The organism is Nocardiopsis moroccensis, assembly GCF_055763695.1.
In genome coordinates, this window is record NZ_CP199747.1 from 6,056,157 (window position 1) to 6,076,227 (window position 20,071).

18 protein-coding genes are annotated in these 20,071 nt (G+C 71.2%); 6 read left to right on the forward strand and 12 right to left on the reverse strand.

The features are described 5' to 3' along the window. Nucleotides 1-4: 4 nt before the first annotated feature. A complete protein-coding gene (locus tag ACUKCB_RS26775) occupies nucleotides 5-1,390 on the reverse strand; it encodes an acyltransferase family protein (protein ID WP_473038297.1) in 1,386 nt (461 codons plus the stop codon). Between the two features lie 157 nt (nucleotides 1,391-1,547). Here ACUKCB_RS26775 and pgfA point away from each other — a divergent pair, with 157 nt between their 5' ends. The 4 genes from pgfA (at nucleotide 1,548) to ACUKCB_RS26795 (ending at nucleotide 5,798) form a co-directional block, all read left to right on the forward strand. Further along, nucleotides 1,548-2,465, forward strand: a complete 918-nt coding sequence (pgfA, locus tag ACUKCB_RS26780; protein WP_473038298.1) for a cell envelope lipid trafficking protein PgfA — start codon at nucleotides 1,548-1,550, stop codon at nucleotides 2,463-2,465. Nucleotides 2,466-2,639: 174 nt separating this feature from the next. Next, complete coding sequence (locus ACUKCB_RS26785) at nucleotides 2,640-3,638, forward strand: decaprenyl-phosphate phosphoribosyltransferase (protein ID WP_473038299.1); 999 nt, start codon at nucleotides 2,640-2,642, stop codon at nucleotides 3,636-3,638. After that, nucleotides 3,635-4,993: an FAD-binding oxidoreductase gene (locus tag ACUKCB_RS26790; RefSeq protein WP_473038300.1), complete on the forward strand. Its 1,359-nt coding sequence runs from the start codon at nucleotides 3,635-3,637 to the stop codon at nucleotides 4,991-4,993. Before ACUKCB_RS26785 ends, ACUKCB_RS26790 begins: the two co-directional genes overlap by 4 nt. 52 nt (nucleotides 4,994-5,045) lie before the next feature. Beyond that, nucleotides 5,046-5,798, forward strand: coding sequence for an SDR family NAD(P)-dependent oxidoreductase (locus tag ACUKCB_RS26795; protein ID WP_473038301.1), 753 nt, complete (start codon nucleotides 5,046-5,048; stop codon nucleotides 5,796-5,798). Nucleotides 5,799-5,859: 61 nt separating this feature from the next. Here the strand turns inward: ACUKCB_RS26795 and ACUKCB_RS26800 are convergent, their stop codons facing one another. Continuing rightward, a complete protein-coding gene (locus ACUKCB_RS26800; RefSeq protein ID WP_473038302.1) occupies nucleotides 5,860-7,308 on the reverse strand; it encodes an MDR family MFS transporter in 1,449 nt (482 codons plus the stop codon). An 82-nt stretch (nucleotides 7,309-7,390) separates the two neighbouring features. On the opposite strand from ACUKCB_RS26800, the gene ACUKCB_RS26805 reads away from it, so the two are divergent. Further along, the gene (locus ACUKCB_RS26805; RefSeq protein WP_473038303.1) at nucleotides 7,391-8,044 is read left to right on the forward strand and encodes a TetR/AcrR family transcriptional regulator; all 654 of its coding nucleotides are present in this window, start codon (nucleotides 7,391-7,393) and stop codon (nucleotides 8,042-8,044) included. Nucleotides 8,045-8,123: 79 nt separating this feature from the next. Here ACUKCB_RS26805 and ACUKCB_RS26810 read toward each other — a convergent pair whose 3' ends face one another. The 7 genes from ACUKCB_RS26810 to ACUKCB_RS26840 all read right to left on the reverse strand — a co-directional run bounded on the left by ACUKCB_RS26810 (nucleotide 8,124) and on the right by ACUKCB_RS26840 (nucleotide 15,926). Then, on the reverse strand, nucleotides 8,124-9,479 hold the full coding sequence (locus ACUKCB_RS26810; RefSeq protein WP_473041153.1) for an MFS transporter: 1,356 nt from the start codon (nucleotides 9,477-9,479) through the stop codon (nucleotides 8,124-8,126). A gap of 26 nt (nucleotides 9,480-9,505) precedes the next feature. Then, nucleotides 9,506-10,510 (reverse strand): oxygenase MpaB family protein, encoded by a 1,005-nt coding sequence (locus ACUKCB_RS26815; protein ID WP_473038304.1) that lies wholly within the window; start codon nucleotides 10,508-10,510, stop codon nucleotides 9,506-9,508. Nucleotides 10,511-10,621: 111 nt separating this feature from the next. Beyond that, a complete protein-coding gene (locus ACUKCB_RS26820) occupies nucleotides 10,622-11,608 on the reverse strand; it encodes an oxygenase MpaB family protein (RefSeq protein ID WP_473038305.1) in 987 nt (328 codons plus the stop codon). Nucleotides 11,609-11,841: 233 nt separating this feature from the next. Next, on the reverse strand, nucleotides 11,842-12,426 hold the full coding sequence (locus ACUKCB_RS26825) for a GTP-binding protein (RefSeq protein ID WP_191274390.1): 585 nt from the start codon (nucleotides 12,424-12,426) through the stop codon (nucleotides 11,842-11,844). After that, entirely contained in the window at nucleotides 12,407-12,865 is a 459-nt protein-coding gene (locus tag ACUKCB_RS26830; protein WP_473038306.1) for a DUF742 domain-containing protein, read from the reverse strand. The genes ACUKCB_RS26825 and ACUKCB_RS26830 overlap by 20 nt, the downstream gene beginning before the upstream one ends. Before the next feature lie 8 nt (nucleotides 12,866-12,873). Then, entirely contained in the window at nucleotides 12,874-13,335 is a 462-nt protein-coding gene (locus ACUKCB_RS26835) for a roadblock/LC7 domain-containing protein (RefSeq protein WP_191274394.1), read from the reverse strand. 2 nt (nucleotides 13,336-13,337) lie between these two features. Continuing rightward, nucleotides 13,338-15,926 (reverse strand): sensor histidine kinase, encoded by a 2,589-nt coding sequence (locus ACUKCB_RS26840; protein ID WP_473038307.1) that lies wholly within the window; start codon nucleotides 15,924-15,926, stop codon nucleotides 13,338-13,340. Nucleotides 15,927-16,376: 450 nt separating this feature from the next. Here ACUKCB_RS26840 and ACUKCB_RS26845 point away from each other — a divergent pair, with 450 nt between their 5' ends. Next, the gene (locus ACUKCB_RS26845; protein WP_473038308.1) at nucleotides 16,377-17,453 is read left to right on the forward strand and encodes an antibiotic resistance protein VanZ; all 1,077 of its coding nucleotides are present in this window, start codon (nucleotides 16,377-16,379) and stop codon (nucleotides 17,451-17,453) included. 169 nt (nucleotides 17,454-17,622) lie between these two features. On the opposite strand, the gene ACUKCB_RS26850 is transcribed toward ACUKCB_RS26845, so the two are convergent. From ACUKCB_RS26850 to ACUKCB_RS26860, 3 genes are all read right to left on the reverse strand, one after another. Beyond that, nucleotides 17,623-18,765 (reverse strand): undecaprenyl-diphosphate phosphatase, encoded by a 1,143-nt coding sequence (locus ACUKCB_RS26850; RefSeq protein ID WP_473038309.1) that lies wholly within the window; start codon nucleotides 18,763-18,765, stop codon nucleotides 17,623-17,625. 202 nt (nucleotides 18,766-18,967) lie between these two features. After that, nucleotides 18,968-19,366: a DUF3592 domain-containing protein gene (locus ACUKCB_RS26855; protein WP_473038310.1), complete on the reverse strand. Its 399-nt coding sequence runs from the start codon at nucleotides 19,364-19,366 to the stop codon at nucleotides 18,968-18,970. A 34-nt stretch (nucleotides 19,367-19,400) separates the two neighbouring features. Then, nucleotides 19,401-20,051 (reverse strand): TetR/AcrR family transcriptional regulator, encoded by a 651-nt coding sequence (locus tag ACUKCB_RS26860; protein WP_473038311.1) that lies wholly within the window; start codon nucleotides 20,049-20,051, stop codon nucleotides 19,401-19,403. Nucleotides 20,052-20,071: the final 20 nt, after the last annotated feature.

Genomic DNA, 20,071 nt, shown 5'->3' on the forward strand with positions numbered 1-20,071 from the left:
CGGCTCACTCCCGGGAGCGGTCCTGCGCGGGCGGCCGCGGGTCCCGCCCGTCCCCTCCGTGTCGCCTCCGGCCGCGCCCGGAGCGTGTCCCGGAGGAGAAGAACTCCCGCGACCACCTCCGGCTCGGCTCCTCGACCAGGTGGTGGGTGAGCTTGCCCAGCAGCACGCTGCCGATCAGCACCGGGACCAGGTCCAGCCAGAACGACCCGGTGAAGATCTCCTGGCCGGTGAAGTCGCGCCACAGGTAGAGGACGACGAACTGCCAGAGGAACACGCCGTAGCTGATCGGGGCGAAGTACACCATCACCGGGTGCCGCATCAGCCCGTCCAGCCAGGCGCCCTCGGCCCAGGTGGCCAGGGAGCGCAGGCGGCGGCGGGGACCGTCGGGCGCGGGCGGGGCCAGGGCCACCGGGGCGACGACGAAGAAGGCGAAGCCGATGCTCGCGGTCGACTCGACGATCGACATCCACAGGTTGCCGGGCTCGAAGAACCTGCCCCCGGCGGCCGGGGTCGCCTCCAGCACGTAGAAGGCCGCGGCGACCGTCCAGCACAGGCCGGGCGCGGTACCGATGGTGCGGCAGAACCGGCGGACGGGGCCGTCGGGGCCGCTTTCCCGCCAGGCCCACTCCGAGAGCGTGGCCAGCGCCATCCCGACCGCGAACATGCCCATGCAGCGCGGCAGCCAGGAGTGCATGAGTTCGCGGGGCTCCGGATAGTACTGCGGGATCAGGGCCAGGTAGGCCAGCACCGTGACCGCCACCAGCCCGCCGAGCAGCCTTCGGCCGCGGGCGTCGACCGTTTTGCCGCCCTTGGCCCACAGGCCCAGGAACACCGCCAGGAGCGGGAGGGTGACGTAGAAGGCGATCTCCACCGAGAGGCTCCACATCTGGCCGAGTCCCTCCGGGCCCGGGCCGGCCCAGTGGGGGGCGGTGTTGAACGGGAAGGTCAGGGTGAGGACCTCGAACCAGTGCCGTGCCGAGGACAGGTGTTCGCCCGCGTACAGGAACAGGGCGACGACGGCCACGACCCAGTAGGCGGGGAAGACGCGCATGAGGCGGCGCCACAGGTAGGCGCCGGTGTGCGGACCGCGGGTGCCGTCCAGCGCGGCCCGGGCCCACGGCCGGTACAGCAGCACACCCGAGAGCGCGAAGAACAGGGGCACCGCCAGGGCCGAGGCGCTGAGCAGAGCCCCCACCGGGCCGGGTGCGAGGGCGTCGCCGGTCTCGGTGGACACGTGCACCACCAGGACCATCAGGCAGGCCAGGGCGCGCACCCCGTCGAGGGCGTGGTGCCGACCGCTCACCTGCGGAAGCATGTGCGTCCGGTCGGCGGGGGGTGTCCGAGGGTTGCCGGAGGGGGTGACCTCGGGCGCGGAGGGAGTGGGCGCCATGGGGCCTTCCAGAACGGGAGGGAACCGAAACGTGTTCTACTAGAACGTGTTATAAAAATTCAGACACGCCCAGGTGACGTCGTTCACTACTGGGCAGTACTCTACCCGGAACTGAACCTAGTTCCAGCTCTGGACTCTCATCCGCCCAGGAGGGCACATGCGCCGTACCGTTGCGGTTGTTCTCATCGCGCTGGGGGTCTTCTGTCTCGCCTTGGCACCCATGATGCGCACGTGGATGTCCAGTTCCCTGATGAAGACTCCACTGGACTACTACAACGCCACCGTCAACACCGGAGAGGTCACCTACTTCAACATCGAGGACGTCGAACTCGTCGAGAATGCCGACGTGGAGGCGCACTCGACCATCCGGGCCGACGTGGCCTCCAGCACCGACGACGTGGTGGTGTGGGACCAGTTCACCTGGATCAAGGACGCTGACACCGACTTCGGCATCAGCTCCACCAACCGCCGCGCCGGACACGACCGCGTCACCGGAGAACTGGTCGACTGCTGCGACGCCATGATCAACGACGAAACCGTCGCCCAGACCGGACAGGGGTGGAAGTTCCCCTTCTTCACCGAACAGCGTGACCACGACTTCTTCGAGACCACGGTCCAGGAGAACGTCCCCATGGAGTTCGAGGGCGTCGAGGAGGTCGACGGCGTCGAGGCCTACAAGTTCGTCCAGACCGTCGAGCCGACCGTGATCGACGAACGCGAGATCCCGCGCTCGGTCGCCGGACTCGAGGGCGAGGGCGACGTCGTCGGAGACGAGACCTTCTCCATCACCCGGACCTACTGGATCGAACCGGTCAGTGGTTCCCCCATCGACATCAGCGAGGACCACCACCGTGTCGTCGTCGTCGACGGTGAGGAGGTCCTGACCCTGCTCAGCGGCGAACTCCGCTTCGACGACGCCACCCGCGCCACCGCTATCGAGAAGACCGAACAGGCCCGCATGGTCCTCCCGCTGCTGCACACCACACTCCCCATCGGTGCGCTGATCGTCGGTGCCGGGTTCATCGGTGTCGCCATCGTCCTGTTCGTCACCGGCCGCCGCCCCGAACAGCACTAGTACGGCACCGGCCGGCCCCCCGACCCCCGCGAGGACACTCTCCGAGGACACACCCCCCGAACCCGACCCGGACCCCCTGACCCGGGCGCCCCGATCGGCCGGACCGCCTGAACCCCCCCGCAGGCGGTCCGGCATCCACTTCCCAGGCCCGACACACGGAAGAAGGGGGAGGCCATGGCGCCGACCACGACCCCCGGGGCCGGAAACCGGCCCGGGAGGAGCACCGTCACGGGGTCGCGCCCCCTCCCATTCCGGGCCCAGCCCCTGCTCAGGGCCTGCCGTCCCCGCCAGTGGCTGAAGAACCTGCTGGTGTTCGCCGCCCCCGGCACCGCGGGAGCGCTCGGCGACCCCCGCACCCTGCTGTTGTGTGCCGCCGCCTTCGTCCTCTTCTGCGCGGCCGCCGGCGGCACCTACCTGCTCAACGACATCCGCGACCTGCGCCGCGACCGCGAACACCCCCGAAAACGCCACCGCCCCGTCGCCTCGGGCGATCTCCCGGTACCGGTCGCCGCGACCGCGGGGGTCGTGCTCACCGCCGCCGCCCCGCTGGCCTCCCTCGTCCTGGGCAACTGGCGCCTCACCCTGCTGCTGACCGTGTACGTGCTGCTCACCCTGGCCTACACGCACCTGCTCAAGGACGTCGTCGTTTGCGACCTGGTCGCGGTCGCCTCCTGCCACGTGCTGCGGGCCGTGGCGGGCGGGATCGTCGCCGGCGTGGAGCTGACCTCGTGGTTCGTCATCGTGGTCTCGCTGGCCGCCCTGCTGGTGGTGGTCGGCAAACGCGAGGCCGAACTGCGCCTGCACGTCCCGGACCGGGGGCCGGGGGTCCAGAACGGTCCCCGGGACGCCCCACGGGCACGGGAGCGGGAGGCGCACCCCACCCGCGCGGCGCTGCTGGGCTACACCACCAGCTACCTGTCCCAGATGCGCACCATCGCCTCCGGTGCCATGATCGTCACCTACTGCCTGTGGGCCCTGGAGCAGGACGGCGGCCCGCACTCCGTGTTCCACGCGGTCAGTATCGTTCCGTTCGTCATGTTCGTGCTCCGCTACAACCTGCTCGTGGACCGGGGCGCGGGCGAGGAACCCGAGGAGATCGCGTTGGGGGACCGCCCCCTCCAACTCGTCCTCGCCGCCCTCGCCCTCCTGGTCGGACTGGGGATCTACCTGTGAGTCGACCGACCCTCCTCACCGGCTGGGGCCGCACCGCCCCCACCGCCGCCCGCGTCGTGCGTCCGCGCACCCTCGAACAGGCCGCGCAGGCGCTGTCCCGGGCGGGGCCGCGCGGTGCCCTCGCCCGGGGCCTGGGGCGCTCCTACGGCGACGCCGCCCAGGCGGCGGGCGGACTCGTTCTGGACTGCACCGGACTCGCCGGGCCGCCGCGCCTGGACACCGGGCGGGCGGAGGTCACCGCGCCCGCGGGGACCAGCCTCGAACGGATCATCGCGCACCTGCTGCCCCGCGGGTACTTCGTGCCCGTCACCCCCGGGACCAGACACGTCACCCTGGGCGGGGCGATCGCCGCCGACGTGCACGGCAAGAACCACCACACCGACTCCTCGATCGGCGCCCACGTGCGCTCCCTCACCCTGCTCACCCCGGTCGGCGAGGTACACCGGCTCGGCCCGGACCATGGCGACACCGAACTCTTCTGGGCCACCGTGGGCGGAATGGGGCTGACCGGGATCATCACCGAGGCCACCCTCGGCGTGCACCCGGTCGATACCGCCCACGTCCGCGTGGACACCGACCGCACCGGCGACCTCGACTCCACCCTGGACCTGATGGCGCGCACCGACCATGCCTACCGGTACACGGTCTGCTGGATCGACCTGCTCGCCAGGGGAGCGGCCACGGGCCGCGGCGTGCTGACCCGCGCCCACCACGCCCGCCCCGCCGACCTGCCCGCGCCGCAGCGCCGCGAACCCCTGCGGTACCGGACCGGGGGATCGCTGCCCGCGCCGCCCTGGGCGCCGCCGCGGTTGCTCAACCGGTGGACGGTGAGCGCCTTCAACACCGCCTACTACAACGCCGCACCCCGGCGCAGGCGCGGCCGGACCCAGCCGATCAGCGGGTTCTTCCATCCGCTGGACTCGGTACGGGGCTGGAACCGGATGTACGGGCCGCACGGGTTCGTGCAGTACCAGTTCGTCGTGCCCTTCGGGGAGGAGGACACCCTGCGCGCCGTCGTGGCGGGGCTGTCCGGGGCGGGTGCGCCCTCCTTCCTCGCCGTCCTCAAGCGGATGGGCGAGCCGACACCGGGCCCGCTGTCCTTTCCCCGGCCCGGGTGGACGCTCGCCCTGGACCTGCCCGCGGAACTGCCCGGGCTGGTGCGGCTGCTGCGCGGGTTCGACGAACGGGTCCTGGCGGCGGGCGGGCGCCTGTACCTGGCCAAGGACAGCCGGGCCGACGCGGAGACCGTGCACGCCATGTACCCGGAAATCCCCTCCTGGCAGGCCACGCGGGCACGCGCGGACCCCGGGGGCGTACTCGTGTCCGACCTGGCCCGCCGCCTTCGACTCGTCTGAACACCGGCCCGGGGCAGCCGCCCCGCGCCCCGATCCCCGGAAGGACCCGCCCATGCGCGACTCGCTGGGAAGCGTACGAACCGTCCTGTTGCTCGGCGGTCGCAGTGAGATCGGCCTGGCCGTCGTCGAACGGCTGGTGCGCGAGGGCGCCCGCGAGGTGGTGCTCGCCGCCCGGGGCGGGGCGGCTGGGGCGCCGAGCGCGTTCGGGGCCCTCGGCGCCACCGCCCACTCGCTGGAATTCGACGCCGAGGACGCCGACACCCATGCCGCCGTGGTCGCCGCCGCCGTGGAGCTGGTGGGCGACCTGGACGTGGTGGTGGACGCCTTCGGGGTGCTGGGTGAGCAGGCGGAGTACGAGGCCGACCCCCTGGCCGCCGCCCGCGCGGCCACCGTGAACTACACCGGGCACGTGTCCGTCGGGCTGGCCGTCGCCGCCCGCCTGCGCGAACAGGGCCACGGGGCGCTCGTGGTGCTGTCGTCGGTGGCCGGGGTCCGGGTGCGCCGGGCCAACTTCGTGTACGGCTCCGCCAAGGCGGGGCTCGACGGATTCGCCCAGGGGCTGGCGGACTCGCTGCACGGGACCGGGGCGCGGGTCCTGGTGGTCCGTCCGGGCTACGTCGCCACCCGGATGTCCCGGCACGTCGATCCGGCGCCGTTCCCCGCCACCCCCGGCCAGGTGGCCGACTCCGTGGCCAGGGGCCTGCGTGGCGGCGCCACCACGGTCTGGGCGCCGCGCGTGCTGCAACCGGTGTTCGCGGGGATGCGGATGGTGCCCCGGGCCCTGTGGCGCCGCCTGGGGCGTTAGCTCCCCTGGTTCCCCGGTCCGCCTCCTCCCGGGTCGACGGCCCTTCGGTCGCTGGTCCCCGCTAGCCGGACCGCTCGGTGAGGTCCGGGCGGGTGCTCGGCAGGAACATCGCGGGGACCATCGCCCCGGCGGTCAGGCCGGTCATCCACCAGAAGGTCGCCTGGAAGGCCGTCTCGGGGCGGGCGGCGTCGGCGAGCAGGGACGCGAGCAGCAGGGCCAGCGCGGCGGTGCCGACGGCGGCGCCGAGCCGCTGGGTGACGTTCAGGGCGCTGCTGGCCCGGGGCACCCGGTCCGAGGGCAGCCCCCGGTAGGCGGTGGCCAGCATCGGTACCATCGCCGCGCCCAGGCCCAGACCACGGACGAACATCGCGGTGGCCAGCAGGGCGGCCGGTGTGTCCGGTCCGGCCAGGCCGAACGGTGCGGTGGCGGCCGCGCCCACGAGGAGACCGCCCAGCACCAGGTAACGCGGCCCGGTGCGGTCCGCGATCGGCCCGATGAACAGGTTCACCACGGCCACACCGGCGGCCATCGGTGCCATGAGCAACCCCGCGGTCAGTGCGGAGGTGCCCTGGACCTGCTGGAAGAAGAGCGGGAGCAGGAACATGCCCGCCCAGATGCAGATCCCGAACACGAACATCAGCAGCGCGCCCAGCCGGAACAGCAGGTTCCGGAACAGACGCAGATCGATCACCGGGGCAGGGCCACCGGGCCGCTCGCGCAGGGCGTGCACCACGAAACCGACGATCAGTAGCAGGCCGACGGCCGCGAACACCAGGGCGTGGCGGGAGTCGCCCAGCACGGACAGGCCGTAGAGCAGGGTCGCGATCCCGGGGGAGAGCAGGAGCAGCCCCACCAGGTCGAGCCGTTCGGCGGCCCGCGGGCTCCCCTTGGGCACCCCGCGCACGGCCAGAGCCATGGCCAGCAGGATGAAGGGCAGCGCGACCACGAAGATCCACCGCCAGCCCAGCGTGTCCAGGACGATCCCGCCCAGCACGGGGCCCAGCGCGGGCGCGATCTGGATGGGCACGCTGAGCAGGCCGATCGCCCTTCCGAGGCGCTGCGGTCCCGCGGCCTGCACGAGGATCGTCATGACCAGCGGCAGGACCATGCCGCTGCCCAGCCCGGTGAGCACCCGGAAGGCGATCAGGCTCTCGATCGACCAGGCGGTGGTGCACAGCAGCGAACCCGCTCCGAACAGCGCGAGCGCGGTCATCCAGGTGGCGCGCTGGCCGAAGCGGTCGATCGCCCAGCCGGTCACCGGGATCACCGAGGCGGTGGAGAGCAGGTAGGCGCTGGCCACCCACTGCGCGGTCGACACGGGAGCGTCCAGGGCCCGGGAGAGGTGGTCGACGGCCACGTTGACGATCGTGGTGTCCAGGAGCGCGGCCATGGCGCCGACCAGGAGGACGGAGGCGAGCTTGAGCAGCGGGCGGTCGAGCCGCTGGGGCGCCGGGGGGAGGGGGTCGGGGAGGGAACCGGCGGATGGAGAGGTGGGGTCTTGCTTCGCCATACAAGGTAAACTACACGGTGCAGTTTCCTTTGGGAACTGTGTTCTGCCAGGACCGAGGACCCGCGAGGACAGAGGGCGAGATATGACCGGCACATGCGCGGACGGACGTGACCGCAGGTCGGCGGTCAAGCACGAGGCCATCACGGAGGCCGCGCTGCGGGTCTTCCTGAGGGAGGGTTACGCGCGGGCCAGCGTGGACGCGATCGCCGCCGACGCGGGCGTGTCCAAGCGCACCATCTACAACCACTTCGACGACAAACGGGACCTGTTCCTCAGGATCGTCTCCCAGAGCAGCGCCACCCTCGCCGCCGACCACGCCGTGATCGCCGCCCGCCACCTGCGGGAAGCCGAGGACGCGCGTGAGGCCCTGGTCGGGTTCGGGGACGAGTGGCTGTCCCCGCGGGGCCGCCGTGCCGACCACACGGCCTTGGTCCGGTTGCTGATCGGGGAGGCCGCGCACTTTCCCGACGCAGCCAGAGCCTGGTCGGACAGCGGTTCCGAACTGGTCGTCCAGGACCTGGCCGCACATCTGCGCGCCCTGGCCGACCGGGGGCTGCTGGAGATCGAGGAGGGCGGTGAGGAGACCGCCGCCGGACACTACCTGGCCCTGGTGCGCACCCAGGCCAACAGCCGGTCCTTCTTCGGAGCGCTTCCGCTGCCAGAGGAGGAGCGGGTCGCGATGGTCCGCTCGGGGGTGGACGCCTTCCTGCGCATCCACGGCCCTGGCCGCGGATGAGGCCGGGGCGGGCCGGGAACAGGGCGGGCCGAGACCGCACGGGGCCGAGGCCGGTTCTCCCGGCCCCGGCCCCGTGCGGTCACACCTTCGCGCCCGTACCGGGGGCCCGCATCCGGTAGAACACCAGCGGCACCAGGCAGCACAGCATCACGGCGGCGGGTACCAGGCTGCTGCCGACCAGCATGCCCCGCAGAGCCGTATCGCTCTGCTGGACGACCTCTCCCGAGCCGGACTCCACGTAACCGCTCAGGGCCAGGGAGAGGGACAGCAGACCGGTGCCCACCGCCTGGGCCATGGCCTCACCCGAGGTCCACACGCCCGACAGCACCCCGCCCTGGCGCCGACCGGAGCCGTCGTCGGTGGCGAGGCAGTCGGCCAGCATGGACGCGGGCAGCATCATGGTCCCGGACAGGCCGACGCCCACCAGCACCGAGGAGGCCACCGCGCCCGGCACACCCAGCACCGGGATCAGGAACAGGCCGCCCCCGCCGAGGACGAACACCAACGCCGAGCAGCCGGCGGCGCGGCGCTTGTCCACCCGCACCGACAACCGCTTCCACAACGGGGCCGACGCCATGAGCGGGACCAGCACGCACACCATGAGGATGCTCGTGTAGGCGGGCTCGCCCATGACGTTCGCGGTCACGTACGGCACACCGGCCACCATCGTGCCGCTGGCCACCGCCATGAGCAGGTTGGCCGGGAACAGGACCCGGAAGTCGCGGTGCCCGAAGGCCACCCTGAGCTGGGCGGGCAGCCCCTCGCTCCGGGGGCGGAAGACCGGGTGTGGCGCTCGGCGGGTACCGACCACCGAGCCGAGCATGGACAGCACGAGTACCGCGGCCATCATCAGCCCCATGAGGCGGTAGCCCACCACCGGGTCCTGGGGGGCCGTCTGGACGACGGGTGCCAGGGCCCCGCCCAGGAGCAGCGCCAGGCCCGCGAAGGCGGTCCGCCACGTGTTCAGGGTGGAGCGCTCGTGGTAGTCCGCGGTGATCTCGCCGGGCATCGCGGTGTAGGGCACCACGAAGGCGGACGAGGCCAGAGCGGCCAGCACGAACAGGACCGCCACGTAGGCGGCGGCCTGGGCCCCCTCCAACGGCGGCCCCGCGAACATGGCCGCGAACAACAGCGGCAGGGTCACCGCGCCCGCCAGCATCCACGGCCGTCGCGGGCCCCAGGGGGACCGCGTCCGGTCGGACCAGATTCCGATGTACGGACTGGCCAGAAGGTCGACCAGTTTGGGCAGGAAGATCACCGCCCCGGCGAGGGCCGGGCTCACCGCGAGGGTGTCGGTCAGATAGATCAGCAGCAACAACCCGGGGACCGTGTTGAAGACCCCCATGGCCACCGCGCCGCTGCCGTACCAGGCGTGCACCGACCGGGGCAGGGGTCCGGACACCGGTCCGGCGCCCGCAACGGGGGCCCCGTCCACCGTGGACGGGGCCCTGTCGGTCGTGGTCACGCGCGCCCGTCCGAGGCCGTGTCGGCGGTGGGCTTCCCGGATCCCTCGGAAGAGGTCTCGCCGTTCTCGCTGTTCTCGGCGGGCCGGTCGCCCTCCTCGCCGTACAGTTCCTCGTGCGCCACCGGGTCCACGTTGTGCTGCACCGGGCAGGTCGCCGGGAAGGTTCCGATCCCGTTCACGTCGTAGCCCTCGGGGTAGCTGCGGATGTTCGGATTCATGTCGGCCCACAACGGCTCCTCGCGCGGCTTCATCCGCCGCACGACCTTCGCGCGCAGCTTGAGCGCGATGTCCGCGGACCTGCGCCAGGCCTTGCTGGGCGGGTCGTAGCGGAAGGTTTCGATCAGCGACTCGTCCAGGATCGCCATCGAGAACTTGCGGGCCAGACCGGATACCCGCGGCGGGTAGAACGTCACCATCAGGTCGAGGGTGGAGTCGGAGACCCTCCGGCCGCCCTCGGTGTAGGCGAAGTGCTCCGCCTCGTAGCCGTCCAGGAGCTCGCGGAACCCCTCGTAGGTCTCGGGGATGTCCTTGATCCCCATGTACTTGCCGAGCTTGCGGTAGTAGTTCGTGATCGCGCTGATCTCGTGGTCGGACAGCTTCCGCCAGCCGTAGCCGTAGTCGTTGAGCCAGCGCACCGGCATGATCACGAAGGTACTCAGCACGTACCGGTAGTCGTCGTTGCTGATGTCGTAGGAGCGGTGCATCTGGTTCATCCGGCGCAGCGCGTCCCGGCCCTTACCCGGTTCGAATCCGTGCCGGATCATGTTGCCCAGGATGAGCGCGGTGTCGTCGTAGCGCTTCTGGGTCTGGCCGGTGAACTGGTCGGTTCTGCCCAGCAGTTCGCCGATGCTGGGTACGGCGTAGGTGCGGTACAGCGCGATACCCAGCGCTCGGCCCATGTCCCACGGGAACTCGTGGGAGTTGAGGATCTGCATGATGCGTACGCAGTCCTTCTCGGCGTCCAGGCGGTGGATCTCGTCTCGCCAGTCGAAGCGCTTCATTCGCGGTTCCTTCGGGGGAAGTGGGGATGGTGGAAGGGGGGTGGCAACACGCGGCTGGGCCGTGTGCTGGACTCGGGGAGCGCAGGGCTCGGGGGAGGTGCGGGACCCTGGTCAGGTCGCGGGGGTTTCCGGGGAGGCGGGGGACTCCGCTTCGGGTGCCCGGGAGGCGACGGCTTGGCCGGGGGCGGGGACCCTGGCGCCGGTCGCCGGGACCTCCCGGGTGCGCATGTCGTGGGGGACCGGGCAGCCCTGGGGGAAGGTGCCGATGCGGTCGGGTTCGTAGCCGTCGGGGTAGCTGCGGATGTTGGGGCTCATCCGGGCCCAGCGCGGCTCCCGGCGTGGTTTCATCCGCCGTACGACCTTCGCGCGCAGCCTGAGCGCCAGGTCACCGGACCTGCGCCAGAACGCCGAGGGCTCGGGGTAGCGGAAGGCCCTGATCAGGGGCTCGTCCAGCAGACCCTTGGTGAAGGGCCGCACGAGGGGCCGCTGCCAGGCCGGATAGAAGCCGACCATCAGCTCCAGGGTGGCGTCGGAGACCGCGCGGCCGCCCTCGGTGTAGGCGAAGTGCTCCGCCTCGTAGGAGTCCATCAGCTCGCGGAACTCGGCGTAGGTCTCCGGGATGTCCTTGATCCCCATGTGCCTGCCGAGCTTGCGGTAGTAGTTCGTGCTGGCCGCCGTCTCGTGGTCGGACAGCTTCCGCCAGCCGTAGCCGTAGTCGTTGAGCCAGCGCACCGGCATGACGACGAAGGTGCTCAGCACGTACCGGTAGTCGTCGTTGCTGATGTCGTAGGAGCGGTGCATCTGGTTCATCCGGCGCAGTGCCTCTCGGCCGCGGCCCGGACCGAACCCGTGCTCCAGGATGTCGTTGAGGATGAGCGCGGTGTCGTCGTAGCGGTGCTGGGTCCGCTCGGTGAACTCACGGGTCCGGCCGAGCAGTTCGCCGATGGAGGGCACGGCGTAGGTGCGGTACAGCGCCAGCCCCAGGGCCTGCTCGATGTCCCAGGGGAACTCGTACGTGCCCAGGATGCGGACGATCTGTTCACAGTCCGCCTCGGCGTCCAGGCCGTGGATCTTGTCGCGCCACTCGAAACGCTTCACGGGAACTCCACCTTCGTCCGGGCCCGTCCGGGACGGGACCATGGTCGTCGGGCACCGAAACGCCCGACACAGACGTTGCGACGCCCCGCACTTTACCTGGACGCTTCGCGTGTACAGAGGCCCCCGGCGGGATGCGCCGTCCCTGCACCCGAACCGTGCCCGGAACGTTCCCGAAAAAACGGCGGCGGGTGGCGGGGGATCCGGATCCCCCGCCACCCGCCGCCGGACGCGCACTAGGCGGTGACGCGCTCCGCGACCCGGTTCACCAGGGTCAGCAGGACCTGTTTGGCGGATTCGCGCCGACGGGCGTCGCACAGGGCCACCGGGATCTCGGGGCTCAGGCTCAGCGCCTCGCGTACCTCGTCCGCCTCGTACTCGTGGGCGCCCTCGAAGCAGTTCACCGCGACCACGAACGGCACCCCGCGCCGCTCGAAGAAGTCGACCGCGGCGAAGCAGGTCTCCAGGCGCCGGGTGTCGGCGATGACGATCGCGCCCAGGGCCCCCTCGGACAGCTCCTCCCACATGAACCAGAATCGCTCCTGGCCGGGCGTGCCGAACAGGTACAGCACCAGACTGGGGCTGATGGTGATGCGACCGAAGTCCAGCGCCACGGTGGTGGTCGTCTTGGCCTCCACTCCGGACAGGTCGTCGACCCCGTAACTGGCCTCGGTCATCACCTCCTCCGTGCTGAGCGGGGCGATCTCGCTGACCGCGCCGACCAACGTGGTCTTCCCGGCGCCGAAGCCACCGGCCACCAGGATCTTCAGTGCCGAGGGAACGGGGGCCTCGGTGCCCGGGTCAGAGTCTCTGGATGCCATCGAGAACCGCCTGGAGTACGTCCCGGCTCACCGGGCTCTTAGCTGTGTAGGGGGCGCGGGCCAGGGCCAGGCCGCGGTTGAGCAGGTCACTGAGCAGGACCTTGACGACGGCGACCGGGATGTCCAGGTGGGCGGACACCTCGGCCACCGACTGGGGACGGCGGCACAGCTCCAGGATCCGGAGCTGTTCCGGTTCCAGTGCCATCTCGTCGACCTCGGCGCGCTTGGCGGCGATCACCACGCTGATCATGTCCAACTGGACGGAGTCGGCGTGGTCGCGGCCCTGCGCGATCACGTACGGGCGGACGAGCGGCCCCGCCTCCTCCGCCCCGGCGGCGTCGTCGGGACCGCCGTCCGGCTCGCCGTAACCGCCGACTGCGTCACGCTGTGGCAGACCGTGCGGTATGTCGCCCGGATCGAACTCGTTGTGCGCTTGCATACCGACCCCTATCGCGTGGCTTCCCCGGAGTCCCCGGCCGCACCCTCGCTACGGGGCGCGGCGTCGAGGTAACGGCCCACCTGCTCGACCAGGACGTTCATCTCGTAGGCGATGAGACCGACGTCGGAGCTCTCCTCGGCGAGGACGGCCAGGCAGGCGCCGCGTCCCGCGCCCGTGACGAAGAGGTAGGCGCTCTCCATCTCGACCACGGTCTGGAGGACCTCGCCGCCGCCGAAGTGGCGGCCGGTGCCCCGGGCCAGGCTCTGGAACGCGGAGGCCACCGCGGACAGGTGCTCGGCGTCCTCCTTGACCAGGTCACGCGAGCGGCCGATGAGCAGGCCGTCAGCGGAGAGGACGATCGCGTGGCGGGAGCCCACGGCGCGGTCGAGCAGCTCGTCGAGCAGCCAGTTGATGTCCTTCTTGCCCGCGGCGCTTCCGCTGCCGCGCTCGGCGCTTTCGGTACTCGTCACGGTTACGCGTCCTTGTCGGTGTCGTTGGTGTTCTGCTTGCCGTCGCGCCGCCCGCGGTCCGTCCCCTTCTGGAACGCGGACATGTTCCGGCGCAGGCGCGCCAGCCGTTCCGTGTTGTCGGGGGTCGCATCGGAGGAGGCGCCGCCGGCCGCGGGGCCGGTGGCCCCGTCACCGGCGGGGGAGGTCGCCAACTGGGGGGCCAGGTTCTCCTGCGGGCGCCGCTTGGGCAGTGCGGGGCGCCCGCCGCCGGCCTCGACGGTCTCGGGCTGCTTGGTCTCCTTGACGGGGGACGTCCCGGGGGCGTCGGGCACCGCGCTGATCCGGGAGTTGCGGGTGGGCAGGGGGGGACGGGTGTCGTCGTTGTCCGGGGTACCGAGGAGGTCGTCCCCGGGGGCGTCGGCCGGAGCGAGCGGCGCCTGCGGTTCCGCGTCCGCCTCGGGATCGCCGTCCGTTTTGGCGGATCGCCGATCCTGTCCGGAACCCGCGGGGGAGGACGACACCGAGGTCAGGACGGGCTTGCCGGAGCGGCCGGCCCGGCCCGACTCCAGCGCGGGGCCGGGGCGGTCGACGATCTCGCGCACCTCCCAGATGTCCTCCCCGCTCTCCTCCGAGGAGGGCAGCGGGGTGCGGTCGCCCGAGATGATCTCCTGCGGGAGCAGGACGATGGCCTGCACGCCGCCGTACGGCGAGGGGCGCAGGTGCACCCGGATGCCGTGCCGGTGGGACAGGCGCGAGACCACGAAGAGGCCGAGGCGCATCTTCTCGTTGAGGCGCATCACGTCGAACTCGGGCGGGTCGGCCAGCAGCGCGTTGGCCGAGTCGAACTCGCCGTCGGTCATGCCCAGGCCGCGGTCCTCGATCTCGATCGTCACCCCGTTGGGAACGTCCTCGCTGCTCAGACGCACCTGGGTGTGCGGCGGCGAGAACATGGCGGCGTTGTCGACCAGTTCCGCGACCAGGTGGATGACGTCGGCGACGGCCGGACCGTTGAGGTTCACCCGGGCGATGCGCTCCCGCTTGACACGGGTGTAGTCACCGGACTCCGAGATCGCGCCGCGCAGTACGTCGATCAGCGGCATCGGACGGTGCCAGGTGCGGCCCGGCGCCTCACCGCCGAGAATCAGCAGGTTCTCCGCGTTGCGGCGGGAGCGGGTCGCGAGGTGGTCCAGCTTGAACAGCTGGGCGAGCTGCTCCGGGTCCTCCTGCTCGCGTTCCATCCGGTCCAGCAGCCGGAGCTGGCGGTGCACCAGGGTCTGGCTGCGGTGCGCGATGTTGAGGAAGACCCGGTTGACGCCCTGGCGCAGCTCGGTCTGCTGGACGGCCTCGTCGATGGCGGCGTGCTGGGCGGTGTTGAAGGCCCGGGCGACGTCGCCGATCTCGTCGTCATCGATCCTGAGCTCGGGCAGGGAACTGGAGGTGTCCACGCGCTCGCCCCGGTGCAGCCGCCCCATGATGTCGGGCAGCCTTTTCTCCGCCAGATCCTGGGACTCCTCGCGCAGGGTGAGCAGGCGCTCGGTCAGGTTCCGCGAGGACCGGCGGGCCAGGTAGAACGCGACCGCGATGACGGCGGCGACGCCGAGGCTGCCGCCGACGGCGAGCAGCACGGCCCCGTTGGCGCTCTCCCGGTTCACCTGGGCGGAGTACATGGCCTCGTCGGCCCCCAGAGCGGTGAGCTCGGCCAGTACGGGGTCGTAGGCCTCGTGCCACTCGGCCTTGTCGACCGGCATGGAGAGGTCGTCGACGGTCTCCAGGGTGAAGGTCTCCGGGTTGGTGACCGTCTGCGCCTCGACCTGCCGTTCGATGATCTCGTTCGAGAGGGAGGTGAAGGCGGCGTACTCGGGGCTCTCCAGCAGCGTCTCGTACCGCTCCCGGTGGCCCTCGTCCGAGAGGTAGGGGGCGTTGGCGTCCAGGAGCGTCTCGAAGGAGCCCATCAGTTCGGTGAACTCGCGCTGGTCCTCCAGGGTGAGCTCACCGGTGGCGAAGCCGCGGGCGATCTGGGCGTCTGCCCGCGCGACCACGTCCACCGTGCGGAACATGTAGACGGCGGTGAAACCGGGGCTGGTGGAGCCCTCCTGGTTGCCTGCGCGGCCCTGGCTGTCGAAGCTGTCGGCACCGTGCAGGACGAGTTCGTTGTAGTAGTCCAGGACGTCGGCGCGGGAGGCGCTGCCGGAGTCCACGGCCTCGCGCATCTCGCCGATGTCCTGGTACATCCCGTGCAGCATCTCGATATGCATGCCGCCCTCGCCGGGGGCGATGTCGGCGAACCCGATGAGGTCCTCGACGACGGCCCCGAGGGAGCCGTCGGTGTTCTGCCGGGCCTCCTCCAGCTCCTGGGCCAGGTCGGCGTTGTCGGGGTTCTCGATGTAGGCGATCGTCGCGGACCGCTCCGACATCGCGTCCACGAGGCCCACGGCCGCGGGGGTGACGAGCTCGTCGGTGGCCTTGGACCGGATCAGTTGGTAGACCGCGTCGCCGCCGAGGGCGAGGGTGAGGGCCAGCCACAGCGCGACCAGCGCGGCGGTGGGGATCATGACCATGGCGCGGATACGGGCGGCGATCGTCCGCCCGCGTTTCTTCGGTACTGCCTGCACGGTTCTCCTGTCGATCCGCGTCAAAGTCTTCTCGGGTGGCGTCGGGGGCCGGGGCCGCCTGGCCTGCTTCGGGAGGCCGGCGCGCGCGTGCGCAGCCCTGCCCACCCTGCGGGCCGCGCCCGTACCTTGTGGGGGTGGTCGACGCCGGACTTACCGCAGAGTAGCCACAAACGGGGGGTTCGGCGTTGGGGATCGTATCTCGCCTGGGAAACGGCGGATTATCCGGGGGACTCAGGCAGTCTGCCATGAAGTTGTGAAATGGTCACACAAGAGCAGGTATGACGCCTGTGCGAGGGGTGTCCACGCTTGTGTGTACCTTATGGGACAAACGTCACATGCGTATCTCTGGTTCGCTTCGAGGGGTCCTCGGATATCCCCGTTCCCGCCCCGCGCCGGAGCGGCCCGTACTAGCCTGGCGCCCCGGGAACGAGCAGGGGGAACGTACAGCCGATGGGGCAACTGTTCGGCGGCGGACAGGCCGCCATCGAGGTGGCGGTAGCCGCCGTACCGCTGTTGATGGTCGTCGGATCCGCGCTCTACCTGAGCGGACAGCACCGGCGTTACGGGCGTCTGGTCGGCTGGCCGGCACAGCTCACCCTCGCCGCCCTGCTCACCGGGATCGGCCTGGCCGTGTACGCCGTCTGGCCCCTGCCCGCCTCCGCGGACGGGCTCTGCCCCATCGAACCCGAACCCGCGCCGCCTCTGTCGCTCCGTGAGGCCGCCCTGGCGCTGGGGCTCTTCCTACCGGTCGGACTGCTGTCCCGGTCCCGGTTCCGTCGCGGCCTGTTCATCACCCTGGCCCTGGGCACCGCCCTGGCGCTCGCGGTCACCGTGGTCCGCGCCACCGGGATCCTCGGCCTCTACCCGTGCGCCTACGACACCGTCGCCGTCGAGGCCGCCGGGGTCGGTGTCGCCGGAACCCTCCTGGGATGGACCCTCGCACGGTGGGTGCCCCCGCTGTGGCCGTTCGGCCCGCACCGCTCCTGGCCCGTCGCAGTCCCCGACCGTGTCGCCCCCGACCTCACCCGCCGTATGCTCGGCGCCCTGATCGACCTCGGGCTGTGGTGGTTCGGCGCGGCCACGCTGGTCGCCCTGTTGCACGCCTACGGTGTGGCCCGCCCCGGTACGGAGGAAGAGGTCCTGACCGGCGCCCTCCTGGGGCTGGCGGCCCTCTTCGGACTCTTCCTGCCCCTGTTGCGCCGTGACCGCTGCACCCTGGGCCGGGCCGCTGTGCACCTGGCCCTGACCGAGTGGTCCGTGCCCCGCCCTGCCGCCCGCCGCCGCGGCATCGCCCGCGCGCTGCTGCTGCCCGTGCCGGTGGCCGTCCTGATCGCGTTCGGGGCCCCCTGGCTCGCGCTGGCCGTCGTCGGGGTGCACGCCAGCACCGCGGTGGTCCGCCCGGACGGCGCGGGCCTGGCCGACCTGATCTGCCGCCTGCGGGTCCGGACCCGCTCCAGCCTCGACGGCGGCCTGCCCCGCCGCCTCGTGCGCTACGTCCCCCCGCCGGAGGTCCCGTCCCGCCTCTGAGCCGCCAGGGCCTCGGCGGGCCCGGCGCCCGGGATCCCGGGCGCCGCCCGTGCGACCCGATCCCGGTACGGCAGGACCGGTCCGAGGGGTGTTCTCCCCGGTTCCTGCCCGGGGAGGAAGCCCCCCGGGCAGGAACCGGGCGGAAGAAGGGGCCCGGAGGTCCCGGTTGTCAGTCCAGGGGAGCGGGGTCGTACTGCTCGCCGGTGACCGGGTTGGTGGCCATCCCGGTCGAGACGTCGTAGTCCACGTCCATCCCCAGTTCCGGATCGTGGTACAGGCCGGTCTCGGGGTTGCGCGGAAGACCCACCTCGGGGTCGATCTCCCAGCCGGTCACCGGGTCGACGCTCGGCGTCGGCTCCGGCTCCTCGACGGGCTCCTCGACGGGCTCCGGGGAGGGACCGGCAGCGGGCTCGGAGTCGTCCTCCGGCTCCTGCCCGGGTGTCTCCTCCGTGACGACGATGTCGCTTCGGCTCTGCTGGGACTCCGCGCCGCCCTGGGGGTCGAGCGCGCCCCAGCTCACCAGCGCCAGGATGACGATGCCCAGCCCCACGCGGTAGTAGACGAAGGGCATGAAGCTGTGCGTGGAGATGAACCGCATCAGCCAGGCGATCACCACGAAGCCGATCACGCCCGCGATGACCGTGCCCACGATGGTGGCGCCCCAACCGGCGTACTCGTCGCCGCCGATGTCGGTGAGCTTGTACACGCCCGAGCCGAAGACCGCGGGCAGGGCGAGCAGGAAGGCGTACTCGGCGGCGTCCTTGCGGTTGAAGCCCAGCAGCATACCGCCCGTGATGGTGCCGCCCGAGCGGGAGACACCGGGGATCAGCGCGAGCGCCTGGAACAGACCGAAGCCCAGGCCCCGGGGGACGTTGAGCTCCTCCAGTGCGCGGTGCTTGCGCGCGTACCGGTCCGCGAGGCCCAGGAAGACACCGAAGACGATGAGGTTCAGGGCGACCAGGCGCAGGTCACGGAAGACGCTTTCGATCTGGTCCTCGAGGAGCAGGCCGAGCACCACGATGGGGATCGAGCCCAGGATGACGTACCAGCCCATGCGGGCGTTGATGTCACCGCGCAGCTCGCGGTTGACCAGGGACCTGGTCCATGTGGACAGGATCGCCCAGATGCGCTGCCGGAAGTAGATCACCACGGCGAGTTCGGTGCCGATCTGGCTCACGGCCGTGAAGGCAGCGCCGGGATCGGGCCAGCCGAAGAAGGCGGACACCACGCGCAGGTGCCCGCTGGAGGAGATCGGGAGGAATTCGGTCAGACCCTGGACCAGGCCAAGGACGACCGCTTCGAGCAGGGACACGGAAAGGGCCCTCAGTTCGTTCTGACTGCGGATACACGCGCCGAGACCGCTTCGGGGGCGTCGCGGTCCGTGCGCTCAGGCATCGTATCCCGATATCAGGGACAGTGATCCCCGGTGGAGCGCACCCCGGGCACGGCTCGAAGCGCCGCGGCCGACACCCGCGCGGCCGTACGGCGCAGGTCCGGAACGGACACGGCGGAAACTACTCGGACCAGTGCAAATACCCCAGGAGTAGGCCGGTGAGGAGGAGCACCAGGCCGAGACCGCCGAACATCGCGCGCACCCAGTGGCTCAGCCAGGGGCCGGAGACGATGCGGGCCCGTTCGGGCAGTTCGGGGTCGTAGGAGACGGTGACGATCTCGCCGGCCCGGGAGGCCATCCAGCCGGTGTTCTCGTGTTCGGCGTGCACCTCTTCGCCGTCCTCGGTCTGGAACTGCACGATCATCCGGGAGGCCATCGAGGTCTCGTGATAGCCGATCACCCTGCCCTTGGCACGCACACCTTTGCGGACCAGGCGTACTTCCATGCGGGTGTCACGGGTGACGATCCACAGCAGGACCACGCCGGCGGTCAGGGGGAGCAGCGGGTACAGGTCGACCATGGCGGGCCTCCTCTCCGGGTTCTTCGTGCGGGGGTCACTGCGGGGAGGCGGGGGACCCGATGAGTCCGTCGGCCATGTGCGCCAGGGTGGTGTGGATCTCCTCGACGGGTCGTTCCGGCTGGAGGGTACGCCAGTCCAGGGCCACTGTCACCACCATGCCGAACAGGGCGGACCCGGCCAGGGAGGTATCGAGGTCCGGCCGGGTCAGCCCGCGTTCGACCATGGCGTCCAGTTGGCCGGTGATCACCCCGATCGCTTCGGTGCGGATCTGGCGGACCGTCGCGTACCAGGACTGGTTGGTGCGCCAGGCCTCGGCCATCAGCAGCCGGGCCAGCGCCTCGTGGGCGCTGATGAAGACGACGCCGGACCGCAGCACCTCGGCCAGGGCCTCGCGGGGCCCGACCTCCTGGCCGGCGGCGGGCACGGCCTCCCTCAGGGTGTCGGCCAGCCGGGTCACGCCCCATTCCATCAGGGCCGCGTACAGCTCGTTCTTGCCGCCGAAGTTGTAGTAGACGGTGCCCTTGGCGACCCCGGCCCGTTCGGCGATCTCGTCGACCGTGGTGGCTCCGTAACCCTGCTCGGAGATCAGCGTGACGGCCGCCTCGAACAGTTTGCGTCGTGTGGCCTCGCGGCGGCCGCTGACTGGCCTCGCCGGTTCGGGGGTGCTCGCGTTCATCTCCACCATTCTGCACTGGTCGGGCCCAG